This window comes from Undibacterium cyanobacteriorum (assembly GCF_031326225.1).
Taxonomy (GTDB): Bacteria; Pseudomonadota; Gammaproteobacteria; order Burkholderiales; family Burkholderiaceae_D; genus Undibacterium; species Undibacterium cyanobacteriorum.
On the sequence record NZ_CP133720.1, the window covers coordinates 3,935,066 to 3,957,271 of the forward strand.

22 protein-coding genes are annotated in these 22,206 nt (G+C 49.2%); 7 read left to right on the forward strand and 15 right to left on the reverse strand.

Annotated features, from left to right (window positions below; translation table 11 throughout):
• Nucleotides 1-110 precede the first annotated feature (110 nt).
• From RF679_RS16385 to RF679_RS16430, 10 genes are all read right to left on the reverse strand, one after another.
• On the reverse strand, nucleotides 111-911 hold the full coding sequence (locus tag RF679_RS16385; protein ID WP_309481705.1) for a DUF3025 domain-containing protein: 801 nt from the start codon (nucleotides 909-911) through the stop codon (nucleotides 111-113).
• Nucleotides 912-963: 52 nt separating this feature from the next.
• Entirely contained in the window at nucleotides 964-2,007 is a 1,044-nt protein-coding gene (pyrC, locus tag RF679_RS16390) for a dihydroorotase (protein WP_309481706.1), read from the reverse strand.
• 146 nt (nucleotides 2,008-2,153) lie between these two features.
• A complete protein-coding gene (locus tag RF679_RS16395; protein WP_309484032.1) occupies nucleotides 2,154-3,074 on the reverse strand; it encodes a transporter substrate-binding domain-containing protein in 921 nt (306 codons plus the stop codon).
• Nucleotides 3,075-3,237: 163 nt separating this feature from the next.
• Nucleotides 3,238-3,807: a sigma-70 family RNA polymerase sigma factor gene (locus tag RF679_RS16400; protein ID WP_309481707.1), complete on the reverse strand. Its 570-nt coding sequence runs from the start codon at nucleotides 3,805-3,807 to the stop codon at nucleotides 3,238-3,240.
• Nucleotides 3,808-3,835: 28 nt separating this feature from the next.
• On the reverse strand, nucleotides 3,836-4,279 hold the full coding sequence (locus RF679_RS16405) for a group I truncated hemoglobin (protein ID WP_309481708.1): 444 nt from the start codon (nucleotides 4,277-4,279) through the stop codon (nucleotides 3,836-3,838).
• Nucleotides 4,280-4,375: 96 nt separating this feature from the next.
• A complete protein-coding gene (locus RF679_RS16410) occupies nucleotides 4,376-5,236 on the reverse strand; it encodes a DUF3034 family protein (RefSeq protein ID WP_309484033.1) in 861 nt (286 codons plus the stop codon).
• A 274-nt stretch (nucleotides 5,237-5,510) separates the two neighbouring features.
• Complete coding sequence (locus RF679_RS16415) at nucleotides 5,511-6,233, reverse strand: anti-sigma factor (protein WP_309481709.1); 723 nt, start codon at nucleotides 6,231-6,233, stop codon at nucleotides 5,511-5,513.
• Nucleotides 6,230-6,829, reverse strand: coding sequence for a sigma-70 family RNA polymerase sigma factor (locus RF679_RS16420; RefSeq protein WP_309481710.1), 600 nt, complete (start codon nucleotides 6,827-6,829; stop codon nucleotides 6,230-6,232). Before RF679_RS16420 ends, RF679_RS16415 begins: the two co-directional genes overlap by 4 nt.
• A 1,273-nt stretch (nucleotides 6,830-8,102) precedes the next feature.
• Nucleotides 8,103-9,389 carry a Glu/Leu/Phe/Val family dehydrogenase gene (locus RF679_RS16425; protein WP_309481711.1) on the reverse strand — a complete coding sequence of 429 codons (1,287 nt, stop codon included), beginning with the start codon at nucleotides 9,387-9,389 and terminating at the stop codon, nucleotides 8,103-8,105.
• 596 nt (nucleotides 9,390-9,985) lie between these two features.
• The gene (locus RF679_RS16430; protein WP_309481712.1) at nucleotides 9,986-10,366 is read right to left on the reverse strand and encodes a hypothetical protein; all 381 of its coding nucleotides are present in this window, start codon (nucleotides 10,364-10,366) and stop codon (nucleotides 9,986-9,988) included.
• Here RF679_RS16430 and RF679_RS16435 point away from each other — a divergent pair.
• Nucleotides 10,355-10,717 carry a hypothetical protein gene (locus RF679_RS16435; protein WP_309481713.1) on the forward strand — a complete coding sequence of 121 codons (363 nt, stop codon included), beginning with the start codon at nucleotides 10,355-10,357 and terminating at the stop codon, nucleotides 10,715-10,717. The genes RF679_RS16430 and RF679_RS16435 overlap by 12 nt on opposite strands.
• Before the next feature lie 40 nt (nucleotides 10,718-10,757).
• Here RF679_RS16435 and RF679_RS16440 read toward each other — a convergent pair whose 3' ends face one another.
• From RF679_RS16440 to RF679_RS16450, 3 genes are all read right to left on the reverse strand, one after another.
• Nucleotides 10,758-11,300, reverse strand: coding sequence for a DUF4256 domain-containing protein (locus tag RF679_RS16440; RefSeq protein ID WP_309481714.1), 543 nt, complete (start codon nucleotides 11,298-11,300; stop codon nucleotides 10,758-10,760).
• 30 nt (nucleotides 11,301-11,330) lie between these two features.
• A complete protein-coding gene (locus tag RF679_RS16445; RefSeq protein ID WP_309481715.1) occupies nucleotides 11,331-12,290 on the reverse strand; it encodes a LysR substrate-binding domain-containing protein in 960 nt (319 codons plus the stop codon).
• Nucleotides 12,291-12,404: 114 nt separating this feature from the next.
• Nucleotides 12,405-14,243 (reverse strand): ABCB family ABC transporter ATP-binding protein/permease, encoded by a 1,839-nt coding sequence (locus RF679_RS16450; RefSeq protein WP_309481716.1) that lies wholly within the window; start codon nucleotides 14,241-14,243, stop codon nucleotides 12,405-12,407.
• 215 nt (nucleotides 14,244-14,458) lie between these two features.
• Between RF679_RS16450 and RF679_RS16455 the strand changes: the two genes are divergently transcribed.
• Together RF679_RS16455 and RF679_RS16460 are read left to right on the forward strand one after the other, a co-directional pair.
• Complete coding sequence (locus RF679_RS16455) at nucleotides 14,459-14,878, forward strand: acyl-CoA thioesterase (RefSeq protein ID WP_309481717.1); 420 nt, start codon at nucleotides 14,459-14,461, stop codon at nucleotides 14,876-14,878.
• A 158-nt stretch (nucleotides 14,879-15,036) separates the two neighbouring features.
• Nucleotides 15,037-15,792, forward strand: coding sequence for a substrate-binding periplasmic protein (locus RF679_RS16460; protein WP_309481718.1), 756 nt, complete (start codon nucleotides 15,037-15,039; stop codon nucleotides 15,790-15,792).
• Between the two features lie 145 nt (nucleotides 15,793-15,937).
• Here the strand turns inward: RF679_RS16460 and RF679_RS16465 are convergent, their stop codons facing one another.
• Nucleotides 15,938-17,629 carry a long-chain fatty acid--CoA ligase gene (locus tag RF679_RS16465; RefSeq protein ID WP_309484034.1) on the reverse strand — a complete coding sequence of 564 codons (1,692 nt, stop codon included), beginning with the start codon at nucleotides 17,627-17,629 and terminating at the stop codon, nucleotides 15,938-15,940.
• Nucleotides 17,630-17,638: 9 nt separating this feature from the next.
• Here RF679_RS16465 and RF679_RS16470 point away from each other — a divergent pair, with 9 nt between their 5' ends.
• Entirely contained in the window at nucleotides 17,639-17,788 is a 150-nt protein-coding gene (locus RF679_RS16470) for a hypothetical protein (RefSeq protein ID WP_309481719.1), read from the forward strand.
• A gap of 127 nt (nucleotides 17,789-17,915) precedes the next feature.
• Here RF679_RS16470 and RF679_RS16475 read toward each other — a convergent pair whose 3' ends face one another.
• Complete coding sequence (locus tag RF679_RS16475) at nucleotides 17,916-20,009, reverse strand: molybdopterin-containing oxidoreductase family protein (RefSeq protein ID WP_309481720.1); 2,094 nt, start codon at nucleotides 20,007-20,009, stop codon at nucleotides 17,916-17,918.
• A 300-nt stretch (nucleotides 20,010-20,309) separates the two neighbouring features.
• Between RF679_RS16475 and RF679_RS16480 the strand changes: the two genes are divergently transcribed.
• The 3 genes from RF679_RS16480 to RF679_RS16490 are packed head-to-tail and all read left to right on the forward strand — an operon-like array spanning nucleotide 20,310 to nucleotide 22,076.
• Nucleotides 20,310-20,822, forward strand: a complete 513-nt coding sequence (locus RF679_RS16480) for a disulfide bond formation protein B (RefSeq protein WP_309481721.1) — start codon at nucleotides 20,310-20,312, stop codon at nucleotides 20,820-20,822.
• Nucleotides 20,819-21,658 (forward strand): peptide chain release factor N(5)-glutamine methyltransferase, encoded by an 840-nt coding sequence (gene prmC / locus RF679_RS16485; RefSeq protein ID WP_309481722.1) that lies wholly within the window; start codon nucleotides 20,819-20,821, stop codon nucleotides 21,656-21,658. The genes RF679_RS16480 and prmC overlap by 4 nt, the downstream gene beginning before the upstream one ends.
• Entirely contained in the window at nucleotides 21,648-22,076 is a 429-nt protein-coding gene (locus RF679_RS16490) for a GNAT family N-acetyltransferase (RefSeq protein ID WP_309481723.1), read from the forward strand. The genes prmC and RF679_RS16490 overlap by 11 nt, the downstream gene beginning before the upstream one ends.
• The last annotated feature ends 130 nt before the right edge of the window (nucleotides 22,077-22,206 follow it).

Sequence of the window (22,206 nt, forward strand, 5' to 3'; positions counted from 1 at the left end):
AGCCACGCGCACAGACTGCGGTATGGCTCAAAATAACAAAAGGTGAGATTCTGAGAATCCCACCTTTTTTATTTGCTCAAGGCCTAGTCGACGCGATTTCCAAATTCGAACTAACCCCGGAGCCGTTTGTCGCGAAACACCGACTTATCGCGATAAAAATCAGCGTCTTGAAGCTCAACCCAGTTCGGCACACCCGCAACCGGAAGCGGCATGTAATCCGCCGTCGTTAAATCATGCTCACACAATTGTTGACTGACGGTTTCGTCCAGCCAACGCGCCTGCGCTTCCCTGCCCCAATCAAAATAATCTGATGGAGCCCACACAACCCAACTATGTGCGGTAATACCTTTGTAGGGTTGCACCAACTTTTCCATCAAGGCGTGACCAAAGCTCCAGACCTGCGCACTTTCTTGAAACTGCTTGGACCGCAGATGTAAGGCCTCCAGCCATTGATGTTGTCGTAGAAGCTCACACAGTTCACGTCCGTTCGGAGAATCTTCTAGTACGAGCAGTGCCGCGTTTTCGTCGAAGATCGTCGCTGCATCACGCGCGGGTCCACGCGATTTACCGATGCCAAGCAAATCGATTTGCGCTGCTTGCAGAGCATTCAGCTGTCGTTTGATTTTTGGGAAACTCAGCCAGACCAGTGCATTAAAAAAGTCGTGCAGATTTTCTCGGGTTGGCACGCCGCCAGTCGCACCAATATGCGCCTCGTAAGCCACGCCGTCAGGCAAGGCTTCTTGAGGAATGAAGTGCAAGGCGAGATCGCGGTGATTACGCAAACCCCGCGCGCTAGCTTCATGATTCAATGCGACCCGCCACTCTGGCGCGGCAATCACGATTTGGGCGGCGTCATAGACTGAGGCATACCACGCCCGAGTCCAATCGATGTCGGCAAAAAAACGGCTCATCACACTGCCTATACTTTGGGTTTCTATCGCAACCTCAGTCTTTTCACAAAGCTTAGGCAGTGACTTTCCATTGCATTGTTTCACCAGCATTGAGCGGCACTAAACTACCATCGAGGTATGCCAATTCGTGAGGGATCGTCCAAGTTTCGCGCTTCAATTGCAAACGACCGGTATTGCGTGGCAAGCGATAGAAATCAGGACCATGAAAACTCGCAAAACCTTCCAACTTGTCCAACGCACCAACCTGATCGAAGGCCTGTGCATACAACTCCATTGCATGCATCGCGGTGTAGCAACCGGCACAACCACAAGCGTGCTCTTTCAAGCCTTTGGCATGCGGCGCTGAATCGGTACCGAGGAAGAATCGCGCGCTGCCTGAGGTCGCCGCTTTCACTAAAGCCAGACGATGCGTTTCGCGTTTCAACACCGGTAAGCAGTAATAGTGCGGACGAATCCCGCCTTTGAAAATCTCATTACGGTTATACAGGAGATGATGCGCGGTAATCGTCGCCGCAATTGGACCTTCCGCTTCTGCGACATAAGCTGCGGCGTCAGCCGTCGTGATGTGTTCGAACACGACGCGCAATTCTGGCATATCCGCGCGCAGCGGCTTCATCACCGTATCGATAAACACCGCTTCGCGATCGAATAAGTCAATCTCAGGACTTGTCACTTCACCATGGACCAAGAACGGCATGCCGACTTCTTGCATCACTTCAAGGGTTTTATAGCATTTGCGCAAATCGGTGACACCTGCATCGGAATTCGTGGTCGCGCCAGCGGGATACAACTTCACAGCATGAACGAAGCCGCTGTCTTTGGCACGGCGAATTTCATCGGGTGCCGTATTGTCGGTCAAATACAGAGTCATCAAAGGTTCGAACTGCATACCTTCAGGTAATGCAGCCAAAATTCGTTGACGATACGCTGCCGCTTGCTCTGTCGTAGTGACCGGCGGCTTCAAGTTGGGCATCACGATTGCCCGCGCAAATTGCGCAGCGGTATGCGGCAAGACGGTCTTTAAAGCGTCGCCATCACGTAAATGGAGATGCCAATCATCTGGACGAGTGATGTTCAATTCTTGGATGTGAGTCATGATCATTACGATTCGAGAAAGTCTTGACCTTGTTTGGTCAAGAAATTAGAAGGAATAGAGAGAAAACGCGTATTTTACCGCTTAATGAGCTCTCAATTACCTTCTAAGCGCCCCAAAATCTCATCAAAATTGCGCCACGGCTTGACTTACTTCAAAAATAAAACCTTGTCGCTCGGTACGCGCATAGAATCGCGCAGAAGGAAACTCATAGGCAAATTGAGTGCTGGACGCCCCTCAGGCAATCCTTGCATGAACCATTTGTCATATATTTTTGTTAGCTCGCCTTCCACCATCAGCCGCGCGATTTCTTTATCAGCAATGGTCTTTAACTGACTGTCCTCTTTATTGAACATGAGAGCGATGGCCTCCTGCCCGATGCCGTCAGCAGTAACAATCCATCTATCATCGATGGTTTTATTGAGCACTTTATCGGTGGAAGTTGCCATCAGGTTTTGAATTTGAGCAATGCTAATCTCGTCGGCAACAATCGCATCAACTTGCTTGGCATCTAGAGCCTTCGCAGCATCAGCTAAACTTGCTGCCTCAGAAAAGATGAGCTCACGTAAGGCCACTCTTTGCGATTCGCGTAGCACCGTCATCGTATTGGATCCACGCAGCACCATCACGCGGCGGTTTGATAAATCGGTCCAATTTTTGATGGCACTTTGCTTGTTCGTCAAAATGCGCTGTGCATTAAAAAATAAAGGGATCGAGAATAGCACTTGCTGTTGGCGTTCACGCGTCACCGCAGTCGAACCGCACTCAATCTGGGCACGCCCTTCCATCATCGTCGCCATGCGGTTGGCCGGCGACACTTGCAGGTAACTGGTCTTTAGTTGCGGCAATTTCCAATCGCGTTTAATACGATCGATCACCTTATGACAAACCTCGAGCATATAGCCCTGCGGTTTGAATTCAGTTGAGACAAAAGATAAAGGCAACACGGCTTCGCGATGGGCAACAACAAGTGTTTGCGTTGCCTTAATCTGTTGCAAACTATCTGCCAAAGCCGACCGAGGACCACCAAGTGATAGAACCAAAATGCAAAAAAACCAAGGAAACTTCATCACATCGACCTCAAATCTAAACCATCCTCACCTCAAGATCGCGGGATTGTACACTTTTGTCGAAAAAAAGTTTCACCACGCATATCTAGCATCCATGGCGGCACATTGACATGAGTAAGTCGATGTATGTCGCTTAAAGATGCGAATAAATTGCGATCATCCTTCACCCTAATAAAATCGCGCCGCGTATTGCTTGGCGAGCACGGTGAAGTATCACCATCAGATGGTTCCTACTCAGTGCAAGATCCCGGCAGATTTCGTCCGCATCGAAACCTAAATAATCGAACAAAGTCAGGGCTCGCGCACTCCGGCTTGGAAGATGTTCAAGTGCACGCGCCAATTTTTCAACACTACGATTCAACTCACACACTTGCTCAGGATCGAGAACGGAATCTAGGCTTCCGCCTGAAATTCCGTACGTTGGTCTATGATGAAGCCTGCCGACAATTGAACTGGACTCATCGAAATCGTGATCATCCAACTGTGAGATAAATTTCTTCTCGTACCGAAAATTGTCAATCAACTTGAACTTCAAAATGCCAATCAAATAGGTACACAAAGAAGAATCTTGTTTGAAGCGGCTTGGCGCTTCGAGTGCCGCCACCATCACATCTTGCACCAGATCTTCAGCAAGCGCCCGATCATGTACCTTGTGCATCGCAAAGCGCAATAAATGTGGTCGCAACGCTGCTAATTGCGCACCAAAGTCACCCGATATCTGAACAGAATGCATGATCGTCCTCATCACTTCCGAAGCTAAATCACTTACTCACAATAGGGCGCTGCATAGGAGCGAGCTTTGCCACCAAACGATTCGCCACACTACTTGGTACATTATTTTTTTCCATCGCCATCTGCAAGTCCTCAGCGACCGCATTGAATTGCGCATTACCAATCTTCATACCATCGTGCGCTTCGTACATATCTTTGCCGGTATAACGACAAGGGCCGCCAGCCAATTCGCAGAATTGATTCGTGAGGTGTTCGCTAAACTCTTCTTTCTTGACCTTGGTAAAAAATTGTTTGATACGGCTGTCTTCCAACAACATCGGCACAAAGTCAGCGACGATCTTGGCGATACCTTCGCGCTGTCCTAGATCTTGATACAAACTATCGTCCTTCTTCATGTCTTGTGCTGTTGCGTTAGTCAGTAGTGCAACAGAGAAGAAAAAGGAGCTTAGGAAAATACGGAAATACTTTTGCATGATGAATGCCTTTCAAAATAGTAGTGTGTTCGCCGAGAGCATCATTTGCTGTCTGCGATGCATGAAAAAATTTGAAGCCAATGCTTAGATCAGATCTTAGAAGCCGGCTTGCAGAGATAAATACCAACCACGCTGAGTCTTAGGATTAAATACGGTGATGTCACCTAGCTGCGCATAGGCTGCTGTGACAGAGAAATTCTTCGTGGGAAAGTAAGCGACGAAGATATCGGAGTAATCTTTTTCTTTATCGACGCCGAGATTGCGTGGCTTCATGCGGTACTCGGCCCCAACGACTAATTTGCGATTAATCAGATAGGCAATCGATCCTTCTAATTGCGGCTGATATTTGTTTTCCAGATCACCACCGAAACCGAGCAGGCCCATTTGATTGGCCTTGGTAAAACGCAGGGTGCCGTTCACCAATAAACTTTGCGCTAAATAGATTTTGGTCGCCGACACATAGATATCCGTTCCCTTATCGTCTTTGGCACCGAGTTGTTTGACATTGGTAACACCAAGCGCACCAAGACCACCAATCGCAGCGTCGCGCTTGTATTGCACACCGACGGCTAGTTGCGGCATCCAGCCCGTTTGATCATAGACCGCATCGCCAGCAACACGATACTTCACACCAAAAATATCTTGCTTCAAATTGAGTAAATTCAAAGGCGCCAAGCTACCCGTGAACTCTTGTTTGGCAAAAGAGAATTCCCATTCGTCTGCAATGCCGACCGCCACGCCATAAGTCTTTAAGCGATAGTCTTGCGTGCTTACTTGGGTGTAATGGGCGTTGGCGCCGTAGCCATCTTTCGAACCATAACCCGTAATCAAAGCCCATGGTGTCAGGCCTCCACCACCGGAACCTTCGACCTGGCTGACGCCACCGGTAGCGGTCAATTTTCCCATATCAGGCGTCAAGGAATCTTGCGCGTGGACTGATTGAGCAAAGCTCATCATGCTGATGAGACCAGCGAGCACAGTGAATTTGTGTTTTGTATTTAGTTGCATAAGCACTCCAAAGTGAGATATCGACGATGCCAAAACTTGCGATGGCATTTTTGTCAAAAAGAATGCAAGCAGATTTCAATGGGCTATGAATCTGCTTGCCCTTGGAGTCTTATACGAAGCGAAGTCCAGATCGGATTCACTTTTTTAAAATAATTTGAGAAAAAGAGTTCGAAGTTCGTTTTTATTTGCGAAAAGATATCGATCTTCAATTGGCGTAGCCTATTTAAGTGAGCTTAAGCCAATTCCCTTTAAACAAAATAGGACCACTCGGTTTTTCAGGGTTACCCGATCCACCTTTGGGCTCCAAACTAATTGCCAACAAATCAGGTGTATCCACTTGCACCTCCGTCGGCAAACTAATCCGCAAGACGCCCGCCTTAGCGTCGGCTGCCAATAAGCCTAAGGAGCGAATCTTGCCATTTTTGGCAATAGACCATAATTCCAAACTCTTATCTTGAGGCAGATCGTGGAAAGGCGACTTCACAAAGCGCAGCACAATTTGTTTGGCTTTGACATCACTCGACACCACCGCCACTGCTTGCGATTGCTCATCCGATAAGGTCGCGACGTAGTTATTTGCCAAGCTTGTTGTGTCATTTCGATTTTGTACAACAACGGCGAGAACCAAGACAGCCGCGGTCGCCATCGCGCTGACGCTGCGCCAAAAGCCAAGACTGTTGAAGAAGGACGTCAAACTCAAACCAGACGATTGAACCGTTTGTATGCGCGTCGCAATACTGTGCCAAACAGATTCGCGTGGCGAACTTGCTTTTGCAAATTCGACCATCGGCATTAATCGCTGCTCCCAATCACGCACCATCTGCTGTAAGTGGGCATCGTTCTGCAACCATGTTTGAAAACGCCGACGCGCTCCACCACGCAGCGTGCCCAATACATATTCCGCTGCCAACTTTTCTTGAAGACGACGATTGTGTTGAATATTCATGTCGCACTCCTCGTCGCCAAACACAAACGCAACTGTTCAAGGCCACGCCGTATCCATGTCTTGACGGTTCCGAGTGGCTGCGAAAGATGATCAGCCACTTCGCTATAGGACAGGTCATGATAAAAAGCGAGTGCCATGGCTTGCCTATGCATCGCCACTAATTTCGACATGCACAAGGCCAAGGATTCTGCGTTCTGGCTTAGATCGAGCGCGTCCATGGGGTTGGCGTCCTCGCTCTCCATTGCGGCGAGCAATTCACTGTCAAACAATTCACCATCGAGTGCAATCTCGTAGACTTGGCCGTTATTGAGTTTGCGCAGAAGGTCGAAAGCCTTATTGCGCACAATCGTAATCATCCACGTCATCGGTGCAGCAAGACTTGTTTGATAGCTCCCGGCATTGTTCCAAATATTCACGAAGCTCTCTTGCAAGACTTCCTCAGCGAGTTCGCGATTTTGCAAAACCCGTAGTACAAAACCGAATAGCTTCGGTGAGCATTGGTCATAAAGTTGACGAAATGCTTTCGCATCTTGTCGCGCGACCGCAACCAAGAGCAAATGCAATTGGGCGGGATCTGAAGTTTTCTTAGTAGACACTGAATATCCAATCAAAAATTGATTTCGATTTCACGCAGCACAAAAACAGACTCTAACACCGACATAAAAGCTACGCGGCAAAAGTCCGTCCCAGCGAGATGAAATCAGAAGGAAGAAGGTTTCCAGTGCTGTATACGCAACAGAGGGAAAAACGGATTCAAACAGCGCTGCCAAAATAGCGCCATTTGCAATAGAGATAAGATTTGAGAGCCTGACCGAAGTGCATTGGAGGTTGTTCGCGATGCCAGCATCCACAATACAAAGAGATACAGACGGGAAAACCAAGAAAAGACACTGGGCTCCTGCCTTCGCAGGAGCGACAGCTTGAGAGGCCACGCGTATTGAACCAAACAACAACGCACAGCGCCTGAGAATCGGATTTATATTGAGCCAAGAGAAATTTGATTCTCGGGATGCAGTTCAAGGCGCAAAGCGCCCGAAACATGCTCTAAACCGACGAAAAGAAATTTGATTATCGGGATGCTGTGCTAGGCCGCATTTACAACTGCGCCGGAGCAATACACGAGTATTGCGAGGACAAGCAACAACGCACAGCGCCTGAGAATCGGATTTATATTGAGCCAAGAGAAATTTGATTCTCGGGATGAAGTTCAAGGCGCAAAGCGCCCGAAATATGATCTAAACCGACGAAAAGAAATTCGATTATCGGGATGCTGTGCTAGGCCGAATTTACAACTGCGCCGGAGCAATACACAAGTATTGCGAGGACAAGCAACAACGCACAGCGCCCGAGAATCGGATTTATATTGAGCCAAGAGAAATTCGATTCTCGGAGTGCAGTTCAAGGCGCAAAGCGCCCGAAATATGATCTAAACCGACGAAAAGAAATTCGATTATCGGGATGCTGTGCTAGGCCGCATTTACAACTGCGCCGGAGCAATACACGAGTATTGCGAGGACAAGCAACAACGCACAGCGCCTGAGAATCGGATTTATATTGAGCCAAGAGAAATTTGATTCTCGGGATGCAGTTCAAGGCGCAAAGCGCCCGAAATATGATCTAAACCGACGAAAAGAAATTCGATTATCGGGATGCTGTGCTAGGCCGCATTTACAACTGCGCCGGAGCAATACACGAGTATTGCGAGGACAAGCAACAACGCACAGCGCCCGAGAATCGGATTTACATTGAGCCAAGAGAAATTCGATTCTCGGGATGCAGTTCAAGGAGCGAAGCACAGCAATATGTCGATATTGCGCGCATTTGCGACGCCGAAATGCGCCCGAAAATCGGATTTATCGCAGTGCTCAATTAAGGGTAGAGGCCCCTTACTTCGCGCGCTTGCAGTACCCGTGTACACGCAATAATAAACGCCGCCGTACGCAAAGACACATTCTTGTCTTCTGTCACATGCCATACCGAGTGGAAGGCTTCTTTCATGATGCGTGTGAGGCGGTTGTTGATTTCGTCTTCAGTCCAGAAATAGCTGGAGAAATCTTGTACCCATTCGAAGTAAGACACTGTCACACCACCGGCATTGGCGATCACGTCTGGTACCACCAACACACCGCGGTCGCGCAAGATATCATCGGCTTCTGGTGTGGTTGGACCATTCGCACCTTCCAAAATGATCTTCGCAGTAATGTGATTCGCATTCGCTTCGGTGATTTGCTGTTCCAAAGCCGCTGGAATCAAGATGTCGCACTGCACTTTCCAGAAGTCTTCGTTCGGCAACACCGCTTCTGCACCTGGGAAGCCAGCTACACTGCCATTCGCCGCAACGTGATCGAGCAACTTCGGCACATCCAAACCGTTCGAGTGGAAAATCGTACCACCGTGATCTTGCACGGCCACGACTTTCGAACCTGCTTCTGCGAACAAACGTGCCGCGATACCGCCGACATTACCGAAACCTTGCACCGCAATTTTAGCGCCAGCAATCGTTACGCTTTTTTTCGCAGCGGCTTCGCAACCAACCACGAACACGCCACGGCCTGTCGCTTCACGGCGACCCAAGCTACCACCCAAAGAAATAGGCTTACCTGTCACCACACCAGTCGCAGTACGACCTTCATTCATGGAGTAGGTATCCATCATCCATGCCATAGTCTGTTCGTTGGTGTTGACGTCTGGTGCTGGGATATCTTTATCTGGGCCGATGATGATACCGATCTCAGATGTGTAACGACGTGTCATACGCATTAATTCGCCGCGTGACAAAGTCTTAGGATCAACACGAATACCGCCTTTTGCACCACCGTAAGGAACGTTGACTGCAGAGTTTTTGATCGTCATCCAAGCCGACAAAGCCATCACTTCAGACAAAGTCACGTCTTGGTGGAAACGCACGCCGCCTTTACCTGGACCACGTGAGGTATTGTGTTGTACACGATAACCTTCGAAGTGAGCGATAGTGCCGTCATCACGTTCGATAGGCACGTCGACCACCAAAATACGCTTAGGGCGTTTCAGGGTTTCAACCCAACGGGACAAGCTACCGAGGTAAGGTGTTACACGATCAATTTGTTCCAGATACACATTCCATGGACCCGTCGCGTGTGGTGTAAGGTAGGACGGGATTTGGTGATTACTAGACATGGTCAGTCTCGCTTCTTTCTTTTCAAGAGGTTTCTTGGTGAGTGTTTTTTTGAGATGCCTTGCGGTCTATTGACTCTTGCCACAAGCTCTCTTTATCAATTTTGTTTTCGCCTGATCGTGCGCATACTTGCAATGCGCACGATCCAGCAAAAGGCAGCGCATCTTAAGGCAAGTGGTATCGCAGCCTCCAATGCTTTGTTTGCATTTATCTATGCACAAATTGCATAACCATGAAAAGCACTCAGAAAGCGAGTATTTTCTAGAGGGAGATCAAGGACAATTGTTCATGTGTCAGATAAAGAACGGACACAAACCAAGATCCTGATTCAAAAAAGATTCGAGCAAGCCCAACTGGTATTGCAGCTCTAGAGCTCCTCATCTGTTCCATGATGACTCTTCGAGTGTTCTTTGAAGGCACTTTTGATGTTCGTCGGGTCGCCCAATTTGCTCTTGAATCACCATCAAGAAGATGATCATCAAAGCGTTTGATGCTATTGATGGATAAAACAAAACAGGCTTCCCGCACGAGACGAGAAGCCTGTTTTTGAGTTGGTAGACGTGGGTGGCGAAATTGATTTTCGCGCACCAAACTCCGACTATTGTGGAGCGTCAATCGCTGGTGGTTGCGCCTGTGGTGCGTCGTCTTTCAAGATCGCCCACAAAGAATAGGCGCCGATAATGGTGCCTAAGGGGAAACCGAACAGCGACAAAATATTCGAAATGATCAACCAGATGCGTGCAATCGAGGAGCCGCGTAAATAGAAGATACCGGCCAAAATATTCAGGATCGCGAAGAAACCAAAGAAGATAAAGATGAAACCGCCTAAAAACGCGAACAGGCCTAATACCTTCGTATCACCGCCACTGGCAAAGGCGCCAATGCCGCCCATGAAAACGCCAAAGATCAAGGCGACTAAAAGACTGAGCATACCGGTCACGATGGCGAGCCATGCTGCAACTTGCTTATGAATGTTCATAATTCCTCATTTGAAAAAAGAAAAAACGTTGATGAGCTTTGCTCAAACGATGTAGAGGACATACGGAAAATTGCTGGCTGGATTGAACCCTTTTTGATTCAAGCTATATCAATCATCGCGCACGAAAACCACGAGCTGCATCATACGACCGCCCGCCCTGATGGTAAACAAAAAATCATTGCCATTGCGATCATAAAACAACGAACTATCTTTTTGATCGATTACCTCAGTCCTTATTTTTTCTCTGACGTAATTCGACCTTGGGATACAAATTGCAAAAGTGTGTTTATCATCCAATTTACTGCGTACAGAGGTACTCCGACGAAGAAACGAGATGATCAGCCCGGATGAACTAAGGTCAATGTATCAACGTCGCTCGTCTAGCAGCGATTCATACCATAAGGCGAGCACGAAAACCTCTGGCCACGTAATAAGATTCGGCACCATTGTGATACACGAATACTTGCTCATAGCGACGATCACAAAACAAAGCGCCCCCGAGTGTCCGGACGGCTGGCGGAGTGAGTACCCAGCTCGAAGTCTTCTGATCGAATTTGCCGAGTGTTTGTAAATGACGGTATTCCTGCTCTGTCAAGATTTCGACTTGCATCGCCAGCGCCATTTCAAGCGCATCGCCACGCGGTTTGTTTTCTTTACGTGCGTCTAAGGCTGCACGATCATAGCAAAGACTGCGGCGTCCACTCGGGCTTTCAGCACTGCAATCACAGAACACAAATTGCTGAGTCTCTGGGTGCTGGCCCACGACATCAGGCTCACCGCCCGTGTCTTCCATCGCTCGCAATATGAACAACTTCGCGGGGGCTTTTCTCAAACTTTGCTCAACGTGTTCCCACAACAATCCCACATGACGTTGCGGATTTTTCGCGAAACGTGCACTCAAAATTTGCAACATATCCACGTCGATTGAATCCATCAGTTCTCCTTAGTCAATGATGTTTTGTCTTCAGCGCTGCGATCTTTGCATCTTCGACTTTGAGGCGACATGCGCCTTTTGCGATAAGTAGTCCCACAATTGAGAGACGATTTCCTTACCCGGCTTTTGCTCAGAAGGACGCTCACGATACAGGCGAATCTCCATGCTCACTTCCCATGCATCTGAACCGCCATCCGCGCGCGCCAACTGCTTTTGTTTCAGCTCGCGAACCACTGCTGACTCAGGCAGGAAGGCGACACCACGTCCCTCTAGCGCCATCATTTTGAGGCCTTCCGCCATGTCGGTTTCGTAGCATTTATCGAGATGGAGGGCCTCGCGCGTCTGATTCAAAATTAAATCGACCATGCGCCCCAAATAGGCGTTGGTCGCATAGGCAAGAAATGGCAAGGGCTCATCAATACTGCCTGGCAAAACGAATTCAGGCTTACCACTTTTATCGCTACGTGCATAAGCCCGTAAAGTTTCTGTGCCCATGCTTATCATTTCATACTGGGCTGGATCGAGTAGCAAAGGTTGCTGTGGGTGGTGATAGCACAGCATCAAATCGCAGCCACCCTCGGAGAGACTCATGACGGCATCATGCACGTTCAAGGCCAATAACCGGCTATTGATGTCACCAAAATTTTTTTGTAGTGCAGTGAGCCATTTAGGTACAAACGTGAGTGACAAGGTGTGCGGGACAGCGAAATCGACGGTCGTTTGTATGGAGGTACGTTTGCCACGCAAGAGCGCCCGCGCATTATTAATCTGTCCCAACATTGCGATCGCTTGCTCGAAAAAGATCTCACCTGCATGTGTCAAACGCGTGGGGTAAGACGTGCGATCAATCAAGTCCGCTCCCAACCACGCTTCTAAGGATTGTATGCGCCGTGAGAAGGCCGGTTGGGTGACGTGGCGTAATTCAGCCGAGCGACTGAAACTATTGGTCTCCGCCAAAGAAACAAAATCCTCAAGCCACTTAGTTTCCATAATTACTCACTACTTTCACACAAACACTTTAGAAATGGTTTTACCGGAATGGTTTTGCCGGAAATGAGCTCTCCGGTAACGCTCCACCATGTACATCTTGTATCTCAACGTCCATCAAGATGCGTTAGCTTCGATGACATTATTATGCTGTTGACGCTCCCACATTTGCGCATACGCGCCACCGGCTGCGACGAGTTCATGGTGTCGACCACGCTCGATGATTCTACCTTTATCCATCACCAAAATCTGCTCTGCATCGACGATCGTGGATAGACGATGAGCGATCACAAGGCTGGTTCGATTGCGCGCAATTTGCTTTAACTGCGCTTGAATCATTTGCTCTGATTGCGAATCGAGTGCCGAAGTCGCCTCATCGAAAATGAGCAAAGATGGATTTTTCAACAAAGTACGCGCAATCGCCACGCGCTGTTTTTCACCGCCGGATAATTTCAAACCGCGTTCGCCAACCATGGTGTGATACCCCTCAGGTAGGCTCGCAATAAAGTCATGAATGTAAGCAGCTTTGGCGACCGCAATCACCTCTTCTTCTGTCGCGCCTGGCTTGCCATAAGCAATGTTGTACGCGATGGTGTCATTAAACAAAACCGTATCTTGTGGCACGATCCCGATCGCCTGTCTCAAAGACTGTTGTGTCACATCGAGAATATTCTGTCCTGCAATCGTAACCGCACCCGCCTGTACATCATAGAAGCGGAACAGCAAGCGAGATAAAGTCGACTTTCCAGAGCCACTATGCCCAACCACCGCAGTGGTAGTGCCGGCTGCAATCGTAAAATCGACATCAAATAAGATTTGTCGATTTTCCTCGTAACTAAAATTGACATGTTCGAAGCGAACTTCGGGCGCCTGCGCGTGCTCGATTTGCAAAACCATCGCATCGTCTTTGTCAGCAATCTCTTTATTTTGATCCATTAACGAAAACAAGCGTTCCATGTCGGCTAAGCTTTGTTTAATTTCGCGATACAACACTCCTAAAAAGTTCAGGGGAATATACAGCTGAATCATAAAAGCATTGACCAACACCAGGTCACCCAAACTCATGGTTTGGTCGAGGACGCCTTGAGCCGCCCGCCATAAAATCAGCGTCACCGCGACCGCAATGATGAATGACTGCCCCGCATTGAGCATGGACAAGGTGGTTTGCGACTTGATCGCTGCTTTCTCGTAACTTTGCAAACCCTGATCGTAACGCTGCGCTTCGTACTCTTCATTCCCGAAATACTTCACGGTTTCGTAATTGAGTAAGGAGTCGATTGCCTTGGTACTCGCTTTCGAATCGAGTTCATTCATGGTGCGTCGAAAATTGGTACGCCATTCTGTCACCGCAATCGTAAAAACGATATAGGTCACCAAAGCCACAATCGTGATCAAGGCAAACCATTTATCGTATTGCACGAACAGATAGGTCAAGACCAAAGCAATTTCGAGCAAGGTCGGAAAAATACTAAATAAGGCGAACGACACCAAGGAAGAAATGCCGCGCGTGCCGCGCTCGATATCGCGCGTCATGCCCCCGGTCTGACGATTCAAATGGAAACGCAAGGACAAGGCATGTAAATGTCGGAAAACCTTAAGTGCAATGGTACGAACCGCGCGCTGGGTAACTTTAGCAAAGACAAATTCCCTTAGCTCGGTGAACACCGTCATCGACAAGCGCAAAGCGCCATACGCAATCAAGATCCCGACCGGCAACACCAAACTCGCGAGAGGATGCGTGGGCGTAATGGTTAAACGATCCACCAACTCTTTAAGAATCAGAGGCACGCCCACATTGGCGAGCTTCGCTCCCACCAAAAATGAGAGCGCGAGCATGACGCGCCATTTATACGCCCATAAGTATGGCAATAATGTCTTAACAGTTGACCAATCTCCGCGAGCTTGATCTTTACTTGGAAGGGCTAATTCAGACGAGGGGCGCGCTTGTCTCCGCATGGAAATCCATTCTCAAAAGAAATTTGCTATATGATGGCGTATCACGATGATAATCGCGCCGGTTTGTAGAAAAATCATTACCGTAAATCTGGCTGCAGATGACTGGCTGCAAATGGTTGGTTCAAAAATCGCATCGATTTGTTTCGACCAGCGCGACCAGCGAAACCCGGCACCACGATCACAATCCCCTATTGTAAACTTTTATCGAGGCGAACATGAGTGAACCAAGCAAAACTTCCCTACCTGCCGGCATGCCTACTTTGCGAGTGATGCCCATGCCATCCGATGCCAATATTCACGGTGACGTTTTTGGTGGTTGGATTATGGCGCAGGTCGATATTGCCGGTGCCATTCCCGCGGCTCGCCGAGCCAATGGACGCGTCGCTACCATCGCCGTCAACTCATTCTTATTCAAGCAGCCGGTCTTTGTCGGCGACCTGTTGTCCTTCTATGCCGAAGTCGTCAAGGTCGGTAACACCTCGATCACGGTCTACGTTGAGGTTTATGCTGAACGCAACCGCTTGCAAGCCGATACCGTCAAAGTCACCGAGGCAACTTTGACTTACGTCGCCACCGATACCAGCCGCAAACCACGTCAAATTCCACCATTAGAAAGCATCGCCACGAAGAATTAAGTATTCGAGGCGGTGCATCCCCATGAACAGGATGTAGAAACGCTGTTTGATGTGTGCAAAAAAGACAAATGCACGATTCTTGTGGCAGCGTCGATAATCACAGGTATGATTATGCACACTCATCCTACAGTTTATTGTCCTTCATAAGTCGCCCAACGATGATTCACAATTTCATTCGTGCACGCCGCTTTTTCCTCTGCGCCAGCCTATTGATTTTGGGCGTGCAGCAGGCTCGTGCCGATGATCTTGCGCTTTACTGTGAAGAAGACAGGCCACTACAGTTCTACAATGCACAAGGAAAACTGACCGGTTTCACCATTGAAATCGTCGAAGAAATTCAAAAACGCATTGGCACCAAATTTCCCATCCAAGTTGTACCGTGGGCGCGCGGCGTGGAAATGCTAAACCGCAATCCCAACACACTGTTGTTCACCATGGCCCGCACCACCGATCGTGAAAGCGCCTATCAGTGGATAGGTCCGATCGCCTCGGTTACTTATGAGCTGTTCGCCAAAGCTGATGCTGATCTCAAAATCAATAATCTCGATGATGCTCGCAAATTGAGCCTAATTGGCGTGTATCGCAATGATATCCGCGACCAAACCTTGACCAAACTCGGCTTTACTAACTTAGATCGTGCGGCATCCAACATCTCAAGTTTCAAGAAACTCATGGTCGGTCGTGTCGCGGTCTACGCTGACTCCAAACTTGGTGTCGCAGGAGTGGCGAAAGCGGCCGGTTATCAGGTCAGTGATGTGAAATCGGTGTTTCGTTTATTTGACAGCCATCTATACATTGCGGCGTCGAAATCAACGAACAAAAATGTCGTCGCGCAATGGAATGAGGCGCTGGATGAGATGAAGAAAGACAAGACCTTTCAACGCCTGCAAAAGAAATACAATATCGAGGAATAAATCTGTATCACTGCAAGACAACCAGCAACAAAAAGAGACGCCGCAGCGTCTCTTTTCACATCTTCTCTCAAGTCAGCAAGCGGTACGAATACTTGCTTCTTTCGGCTCGTTAGTCTAATCAGGCTGATCAGGCTAACGAGGCTGATTAAGCATTAGTACCCGCTGGTTTCTCATCGCGTAATGCACGGCGCAAGATCTTACCGACATTTGTCTTCGGCAGATCAGTACGGAATTCGATGTACTTCGGCTTCTTGTAGCCTGTCAGCTCTTCCTTACAGAAGTTCATCAACTCTTCCTTCGTCAAGGATGGATTTTTACGCACGACGAACAACTTCACTGCTTCGCCAGAGTGTTCATCTGGAACACCGATACATGCGCATTCCAACACGCCCGGATGGCTCGCCACCACACCTTCGACTTCATTCGGATAGACATTAAAGCCAGATACCAAGATCATGTCTTTCTTACGATCGACGATCTTCGTAAAGCCACGCTCATCCATGATACCGACGTCACCTGATTTGAAGAAACCGTCAGCAGTCATGACCTTCGCAGTTTCATCGGGGCGATTCCAGTAGCCCAACATCACTTGTGGACCGCGAATCGCAATTTCACCGGACTCACCCAATGGGACCGGATTGCCATCATCATCAAGAATCGCGATTTCTGTGGAAGGGATCGGCAAACCAATCATGCCGGTAAACTCTTTAGAATCGGCGTAGTTGGCTGTGGCCACTGGAGATGTTTCAGACAAGCCATAACCTTCGGCGATCGCGCAACCAGTCACTTGTTTCCATTTATCCGCGACCGCGCGTTGCACCGCCATACCTCCACCCGTACAGACGATGTAACCAGAATGATCGGTATTGGCGAAATCAGGATTGTTCAACAAGGCGTTATACAAAGTGTTCACGGCTGGGAAAACATTGACTTTGTATTTGCCCAATTCTTTGACGAAGCCAGGAATATCCTTTGGATTCGGAATCAAAATATTCAAACCACCAATACGAGTACCGACCATCGCACAGACTGTCAGTGCAAAGATGTGATACAGCGGCAAAGCACAAACGAACACCAGTTGTTCGGTCTCTTTGTGAGCATCCATGGTTGGTTTCAACCATGCATGGTTCTGCAAGACGTTGGCCACCACGTTACGATGACTCAAAGTTGCACCCTTGGAGACACCGGTCGTGCCGCCCGTGTATTGCAAGAAGGCGATATCATCGAGCTTCATCTCACGGCTTTGGAAGCTCAAGCCGGATGCTTGACCTAGCATTTGTTTGAAAGTCACGGAACCAGGCAGAGAAAAAGCTGGCACCATTTTCTTCACATGGCGCACCACCAAATTCACGATCATGCCCTTTAAGCCGCCTAGCAATTCGCCCATCGAAGCAACGACTACGTGCTTCACGGACGTATGTGCAATCACTTTCTCTAAGGTAGTCGCGAAATTTTCGAGGATGAAAATCGCTTCGGCACCAGAGTCTTTCAATTGATGTTCGAGTTCACGTGGCGTATAGAGCGGGTTCACGTTCACCACAACATAGCCAGCGCGCAATACCGCCGCTAATGCGACAGGATATTGCAACACGTTTGGCATCATGATAGCGACACGAGCACCAGGTTTCAGGCCACGGCTTTGCAACCAAGCACCGACCTTACGCGACATCTCATCGAGCTCGCGATAAGTCATGTATTTATCCATGCACACATAGGCTTTGCGATCAGCAAATTTGCTAAACGATTCATCCAACAGGTGCACGAGGGATTTGTATTGATTGACGTCGATTTCTGCTGGCACGCCTGGTGGGTAAGATTTCAGCCAGAATTTATCCATTGCCATAGTATGTCTCCGTTGATTTATGTGAGTGTTTTATTGCGCGGGGAGCGCTTCTTTCTCGGCATGATCTATGGTGGCTTGATGGCGATTTCCCTGTCGTCATCAGGCTCAGTCAAACCTTATCAGCATAAAGATACACGAAGCGCCGAAATCTGACTATGTGAGGTGCAAATAAGCTGCAGAAAATGACTCAGAACTGAGCAAGTCTTCTAGAAGATATTGCGCCGCAACATGGGATCGCGGCGCAAATAACGAACGCTTAATGGGGGCGTGGAAAGGAATTCTAGGCGCGTTCGACCTGCACCAAGACGTCATAAAAGGTTGGGCCGCCCCCCATATCCGTCACTTTTTGATTGGTCACTTCGTTCGCATTTTTGAAATCGGAGGCGAACTTCTTCCACCAAATCGACAGGCCCACCACTAAGCCTGGACGTGCTTTCTCAGTGATACGCGCTTTGGCTACGAAGCTACCGCGATCATTGAAAATGCGCACCATGTCACCGTTTTGAATTGATCGCGCGACCGCATCTTCTGGGTGCAAATCAAGATGCGGTTCGCCCTCGGTGTCACGCAAACTCTTCACGTTAACGAAGGTCGAATTCAAGAAATTACGTGCTGGTGGCGAAATCATCGCCAAAGGATATCGTTGCGCCAATTCAGGATTGCTAGCCTTGGATTCATAGGGGGGGATAAATGTCGGCAAAGGATCGAGTCCATCATCGGCCATTTGTTGGCTGAAGAATTCAACCTTCCCCGATGGCGTCGTAAAACCACCCTGTGCGAAGCTGGCTTCCGGCATCACCAATTTCGACCAGCCTTTACTTTTGAGATCTTCCCAATTGGTATGGCGCGTACGTTCGTGCTCGAAATTGAAGGCCTGCGCCGCTAATTCTTCATCGCTTTCAGCAAAACAAGCTTCGTTGAAGCCCATAGCTTTGGCCAATAATCGGAAAATTTCCGTATTCGATTTGGCCTCGCCCATCGGCGCAATCGCGGCGTTGTTCGCCATCATGTAGCGATGTCCATACGAAGCATGGGCATCAATGTGTTCTAATTGGGTCGTAGCAGGCAAAAGAATATCGGCATAGTCTGCCGTATCAGTTTGAAAATGCTCCAACACCACCGTGAACAAATCTTCGCGACCGAAACCGCGCGCGACTTTAGGAGACTCAGGCGCAATTGCCACCGGATTCGAGTTATACACAATCAGGGCCTCGATACGCGGCCCAAATTCAGGCGAAGCGTCGCGCAATAAATCATCACCAATGGTGGTCATGTTAATCGTGCGTTGGGGCAAATGTGCCGGGAATAAATCTGGCCTTTTCAAGGCATCCGAATTTTTCACAAAACTACTAGAAGACGACAATAGCGCACCACCAGCAGCATGCCGCCACGCGCCAACTAAGGCTGGCAAACAGCAGATATTACGCACTGCCATGCCGCCACCGTGGGTGCGTTGTACGCCGTAATTCATGCGGATCAAACTCGGTTCGCCACGTAGCGCACCCTCACCATATTCACGCGCTAAGCCAATCACTTCGTCAGCACTAATGCCACAGGTCTGTGCGACTTTTTCTGGTGTCCACTCTGCCACGCGCTGTTTCAGTTGTTCGAAACCCACGGTGTAGTTCGCGATGTAGTCATGATCCAACAAATCTTCTTTGATCAAGACATGCATCATGCCCAGCGCGAGAGCAGCATCGGTACCAGGCAAGAGCGCAATGTGCTGATGACATTTTTCTGCACTGAGCGAGCGATAAGGATCGATCGCAATAATCTTCGCGCCCTTACGTTTGGCTTCTTGTACACGAGTCCAAAAGTGAACGCTAGAGGCAATCGGGTTGCCGCCCCAAATGATAATCAAACGTGCATTTTGAGTTTGCTCGACGTCCGTACCAATACGATCACCGAGCGTGTATTTGTATCCCGCCCCACCAGCCGATGCGCAAATAGTGCCATCCAAAAATGAGGCTCCTAATTTATTCAAGAAGCGCGCCGACATGCTATCACCTTGAACCAAGCCCATGGTGCCAGCATAGTTGTACGGCAAAATCGACAGTGGATTACGCGCTGAAACTTCTTGGAGTTTGCCGGCAATGGTGGCAATCGCTTCGTCCCAACCGATACGTTCGAACTTACCCTCCCCTTTTTTGCCGACGCGTTTTTGTGGATATAACAAACGGTCTGGATGATAGGTGCGCTCGGTGTACCGCGCCACCTTGGTACACAAGACACCGCCGGTACTTGGATGATCAGGATCGCCTTTGACTTCGAGCGCAACACCGTTTTCCACCTTCACGAGCAGGGCACAGGTATCCGGGCAATCATGCGGACAGACAGCACGGACAATTTGACTTGGAACAGAGACGCTACCCATGATTAAACCCTTTAAGCTAAGACGATACTCACTATGTGAAACTTGTGAGCAAAAACGAAATGATAGACTGCTTCGAGGCTTTCTGCCACGCACAGCCAAAAAGTTGTGATGCCTATGGTGCGCATGCGGCCCAATTAATTACTTATCCTAGCGTAATAAGCACAATTAGCATGATTGGCATGACTAGCCTAGCCAGAGCGCCATAACAGTCATGCAAACAAAATATCAAGCCTAGATCTGGAACAAGCAAGCCCAAATCGAGTATCCTAGCGGTCATTTTGCAACGACTTTGGCTTAATCATGAATCGCTTCCTCGGTGTTAACGCAGTTCTTCTCGCAATCGTGCTGGCTTGCTTCGGCTTACTCGGTGCGGCCATGTACATGCAACTGGTGCTGGATATGCTGCCTTGCCCTTTGTGTGTGATCCAGCGTTACGCCTTTTTGTTGACCGGCGTATTCGCCCTGATCGCTCTCATTTGGCGCAGCCGCCTCAAAGCTATTTTGGGTTTGGGCTTGCTCGCGAGCCTTGGCGGTGTTGGTACCGCGGGCTACCATGTATGGGCATTATCGCAACCACCAGGCTCCTGCGGCGTTGATCCTTTGACCGGTCCTCTTAACAATTTGTTTAGCGCACAGTTATTCCCATCCTTGTTCAAAGCGACGGGCTTTTGCGATACCCCTTACGATCCGATTTTGGGTCTGTCGATTCCGGCATGGGCTTGCGTATGGTTCTGTGTGTTCGCAGTGACTCAGTTGATCGTCATTGCCCGCTTCAAAACTGAACGCCAATACTTTGGCAAAACCCGCACATGAGCCAGCTGTTTCAAGCTGGCGATACCCTGCAGCAGTGCCAACGTCGGTCGCCGCTTGATGCCTTAGAAACCCGTATGCTGATCGAGCATGTCACGGGTTATACGCGGGTTCAGTTGATCACCAAGGCGGAGCAAGCACTGAATGCTGAGCAAGCTCAACAACTGTCAAGCCTAGTTCAGGCGCGCCAAGTGGGGCAGCCGATCGCCTATCTCTTAGGAGAGCGCGAATTTTTCGGTTTGAACTTCAAGGTCTCGCCTGCAGTACTCATTCCGCGTCCCGACACAGAATTATTAGTCGAGTTGGCCTTGGAGATGAGCCCCCGCCCAGCGCACATCCTTGATCTTGGTACCGGCTCTGGCGCCATTGCCGTCACCCTTGCGGCACAAGAAGCACAATTCACTGTGACTGCGGCTGACATCAGCCCTGCAGCACTGGCGATTGCACAAGACAATGCCAAGCGTCTCGCGGCCAACAATCCTGTGCGTTTCTTTCAGAGTGATTGGTTTCGCAGCATCCCTGCGCAACAATTCGACACCATCGTCAGCAATCCGCCGTACATCGTGAAAGACGACGAACACTTACAACAAGGTGATCTGCGCTTCGAACCGATTGATGCATTGACTGATCACAGCGATGGCCTAAGCGCCTATCGCAGCATCATTCAAGGCACGCCACACTACCTGCGGCATGGCGGCTGCTTATTGATGGAACACGGCTACCACCAAGCGGAACAAGTACAAGCATTGCTGCAGCAAGCCGGTTTTCAGGCGGTGCGCAGTTGGCAGGATCTCGCAGGAATTTGGCGCGTTACCGGAGGCGTTTGGCATGGAAATTAGTAACGACAAAGGTCGACTCGATCTGCCACTGATTCATCGTTTTCTGTCCGAAGAAAGCACATGGGCCAAACAGATTCCATTCGCCACGGTGCAAACTTCCATCGAACATTCACTGTGTTTCGGTGGCTACGAAAACGGCCAACAAATCGCCTTCGCTCGTGTCGTCAGTGACTACGCCACTTTTGCCTATTTGATGGATGTGTTCGTGTTACCAGAATACCGCGGTCGTGGCCTCAGCCGCCAATTACTGATGGCAATTCAAGCCCACCCGCGATTACAAGGCTTGCGCCGTTTCTTGCTGGCCAGCAGCGACGCTCGCGGCTTGTATCAAAAATTCGGCTTCCACGCCTTGGGCAAACCCGAGATCATGATGGAAATTAACGTGCCCGATATTTACGCACGGCAGGGGCGCAGCTGATCCATCGTTGCTGAAACACCGCCCCATGTCGTTTTCGCTTAATATTTTTGCACGAGCTTGAGAGAAATCCTCTCTATCCCACATTTTTTGTCGCTGTCAAGACTAGCGCAATCGCACAGATTGCGTATGA

Excerpts from the sequence above, each read along its gene's own strand:
- RF679_RS16385 (WP_309481705.1), bottom strand. The coding sequence starts at position 911 with ATGAGCCGTTTTTTTGCCGACATCGATTGGACTCGGGCGTGGTATGCC.
- pyrC (WP_309481706.1), bottom strand. The coding sequence starts at position 2,007 with ATGACTCACATCCAAGAATTGAACATCACTCGTCCAGATGATTGGCAT.
- RF679_RS16395 (WP_309484032.1), bottom strand. The coding sequence starts at position 3,074 with ATGAAGTTTCCTTGGTTTTTTTGCATTTTGGTTCTATCACTTGGTGGT.
- RF679_RS16400 (WP_309481707.1), bottom strand. The coding sequence starts at position 3,807 with ATGCATTCTGTTCAGATATCGGGTGACTTTGGTGCGCAATTAGCAGCG.
- RF679_RS16405 (WP_309481708.1), bottom strand. The coding sequence starts at position 4,279 with ATGCAAAAGTATTTCCGTATTTTCCTAAGCTCCTTTTTCTTCTCTGTT.
- RF679_RS16410 (WP_309484033.1), bottom strand. The coding sequence starts at position 5,236 with ATGATGAGCTTTGCTCAATCAGTCCACGCGCAAGATTCCTTGACGCCT.
- RF679_RS16415 (WP_309481709.1), bottom strand. The coding sequence starts at position 6,233 with ATGAATATTCAACACAATCGTCGTCTTCAAGAAAAGTTGGCAGCGGAA.
- RF679_RS16425 (WP_309481711.1), bottom strand. The coding sequence starts at position 9,389 with ATGTCTAGTAATCACCAAATCCCGTCCTACCTTACACCACACGCGACG.
- RF679_RS16435 (WP_309481713.1), top strand. The coding sequence starts at position 10,355 with ATGAATGTTCATAATTCCTCATTTGAAAAAAGAAAAAACGTTGATGAG.
- RF679_RS16430 (WP_309481712.1), bottom strand. The coding sequence starts at position 10,366 with ATGAACATTCATAAGCAAGTTGCAGCATGGCTCGCCATCGTGACCGGT.
- RF679_RS16440 (WP_309481714.1), bottom strand. The coding sequence starts at position 11,300 with ATGGATTCAATCGACGTGGATATGTTGCAAATTTTGAGTGCACGTTTC.
- RF679_RS16445 (WP_309481715.1), bottom strand. The coding sequence starts at position 12,290 with ATGGAAACTAAGTGGCTTGAGGATTTTGTTTCTTTGGCGGAGACCAAT.
- RF679_RS16450 (WP_309481716.1), bottom strand. The coding sequence starts at position 14,243 with ATGCGGAGACAAGCGCGCCCCTCGTCTGAATTAGCCCTTCCAAGTAAA.
- RF679_RS16455 (WP_309481717.1), top strand. The coding sequence starts at position 14,459 with ATGAGTGAACCAAGCAAAACTTCCCTACCTGCCGGCATGCCTACTTTG.
- RF679_RS16460 (WP_309481718.1), top strand. The coding sequence starts at position 15,037 with ATGATTCACAATTTCATTCGTGCACGCCGCTTTTTCCTCTGCGCCAGC.
- RF679_RS16465 (WP_309484034.1), bottom strand. The coding sequence starts at position 17,629 with ATGGATAAATTCTGGCTGAAATCTTACCCACCAGGCGTGCCAGCAGAA.
- RF679_RS16470 (WP_309481719.1), top strand. The coding sequence starts at position 17,639 with ATGTCTCCGTTGATTTATGTGAGTGTTTTATTGCGCGGGGAGCGCTTC.
- RF679_RS16475 (WP_309481720.1), bottom strand. The coding sequence starts at position 20,009 with ATGGGTAGCGTCTCTGTTCCAAGTCAAATTGTCCGTGCTGTCTGTCCG.
- RF679_RS16480 (WP_309481721.1), top strand. The coding sequence starts at position 20,310 with ATGAATCGCTTCCTCGGTGTTAACGCAGTTCTTCTCGCAATCGTGCTG.
- prmC (WP_309481722.1), top strand. The coding sequence starts at position 20,819 with ATGAGCCAGCTGTTTCAAGCTGGCGATACCCTGCAGCAGTGCCAACGT.
- RF679_RS16490 (WP_309481723.1), top strand. The coding sequence starts at position 21,648 with ATGGAAATTAGTAACGACAAAGGTCGACTCGATCTGCCACTGATTCAT.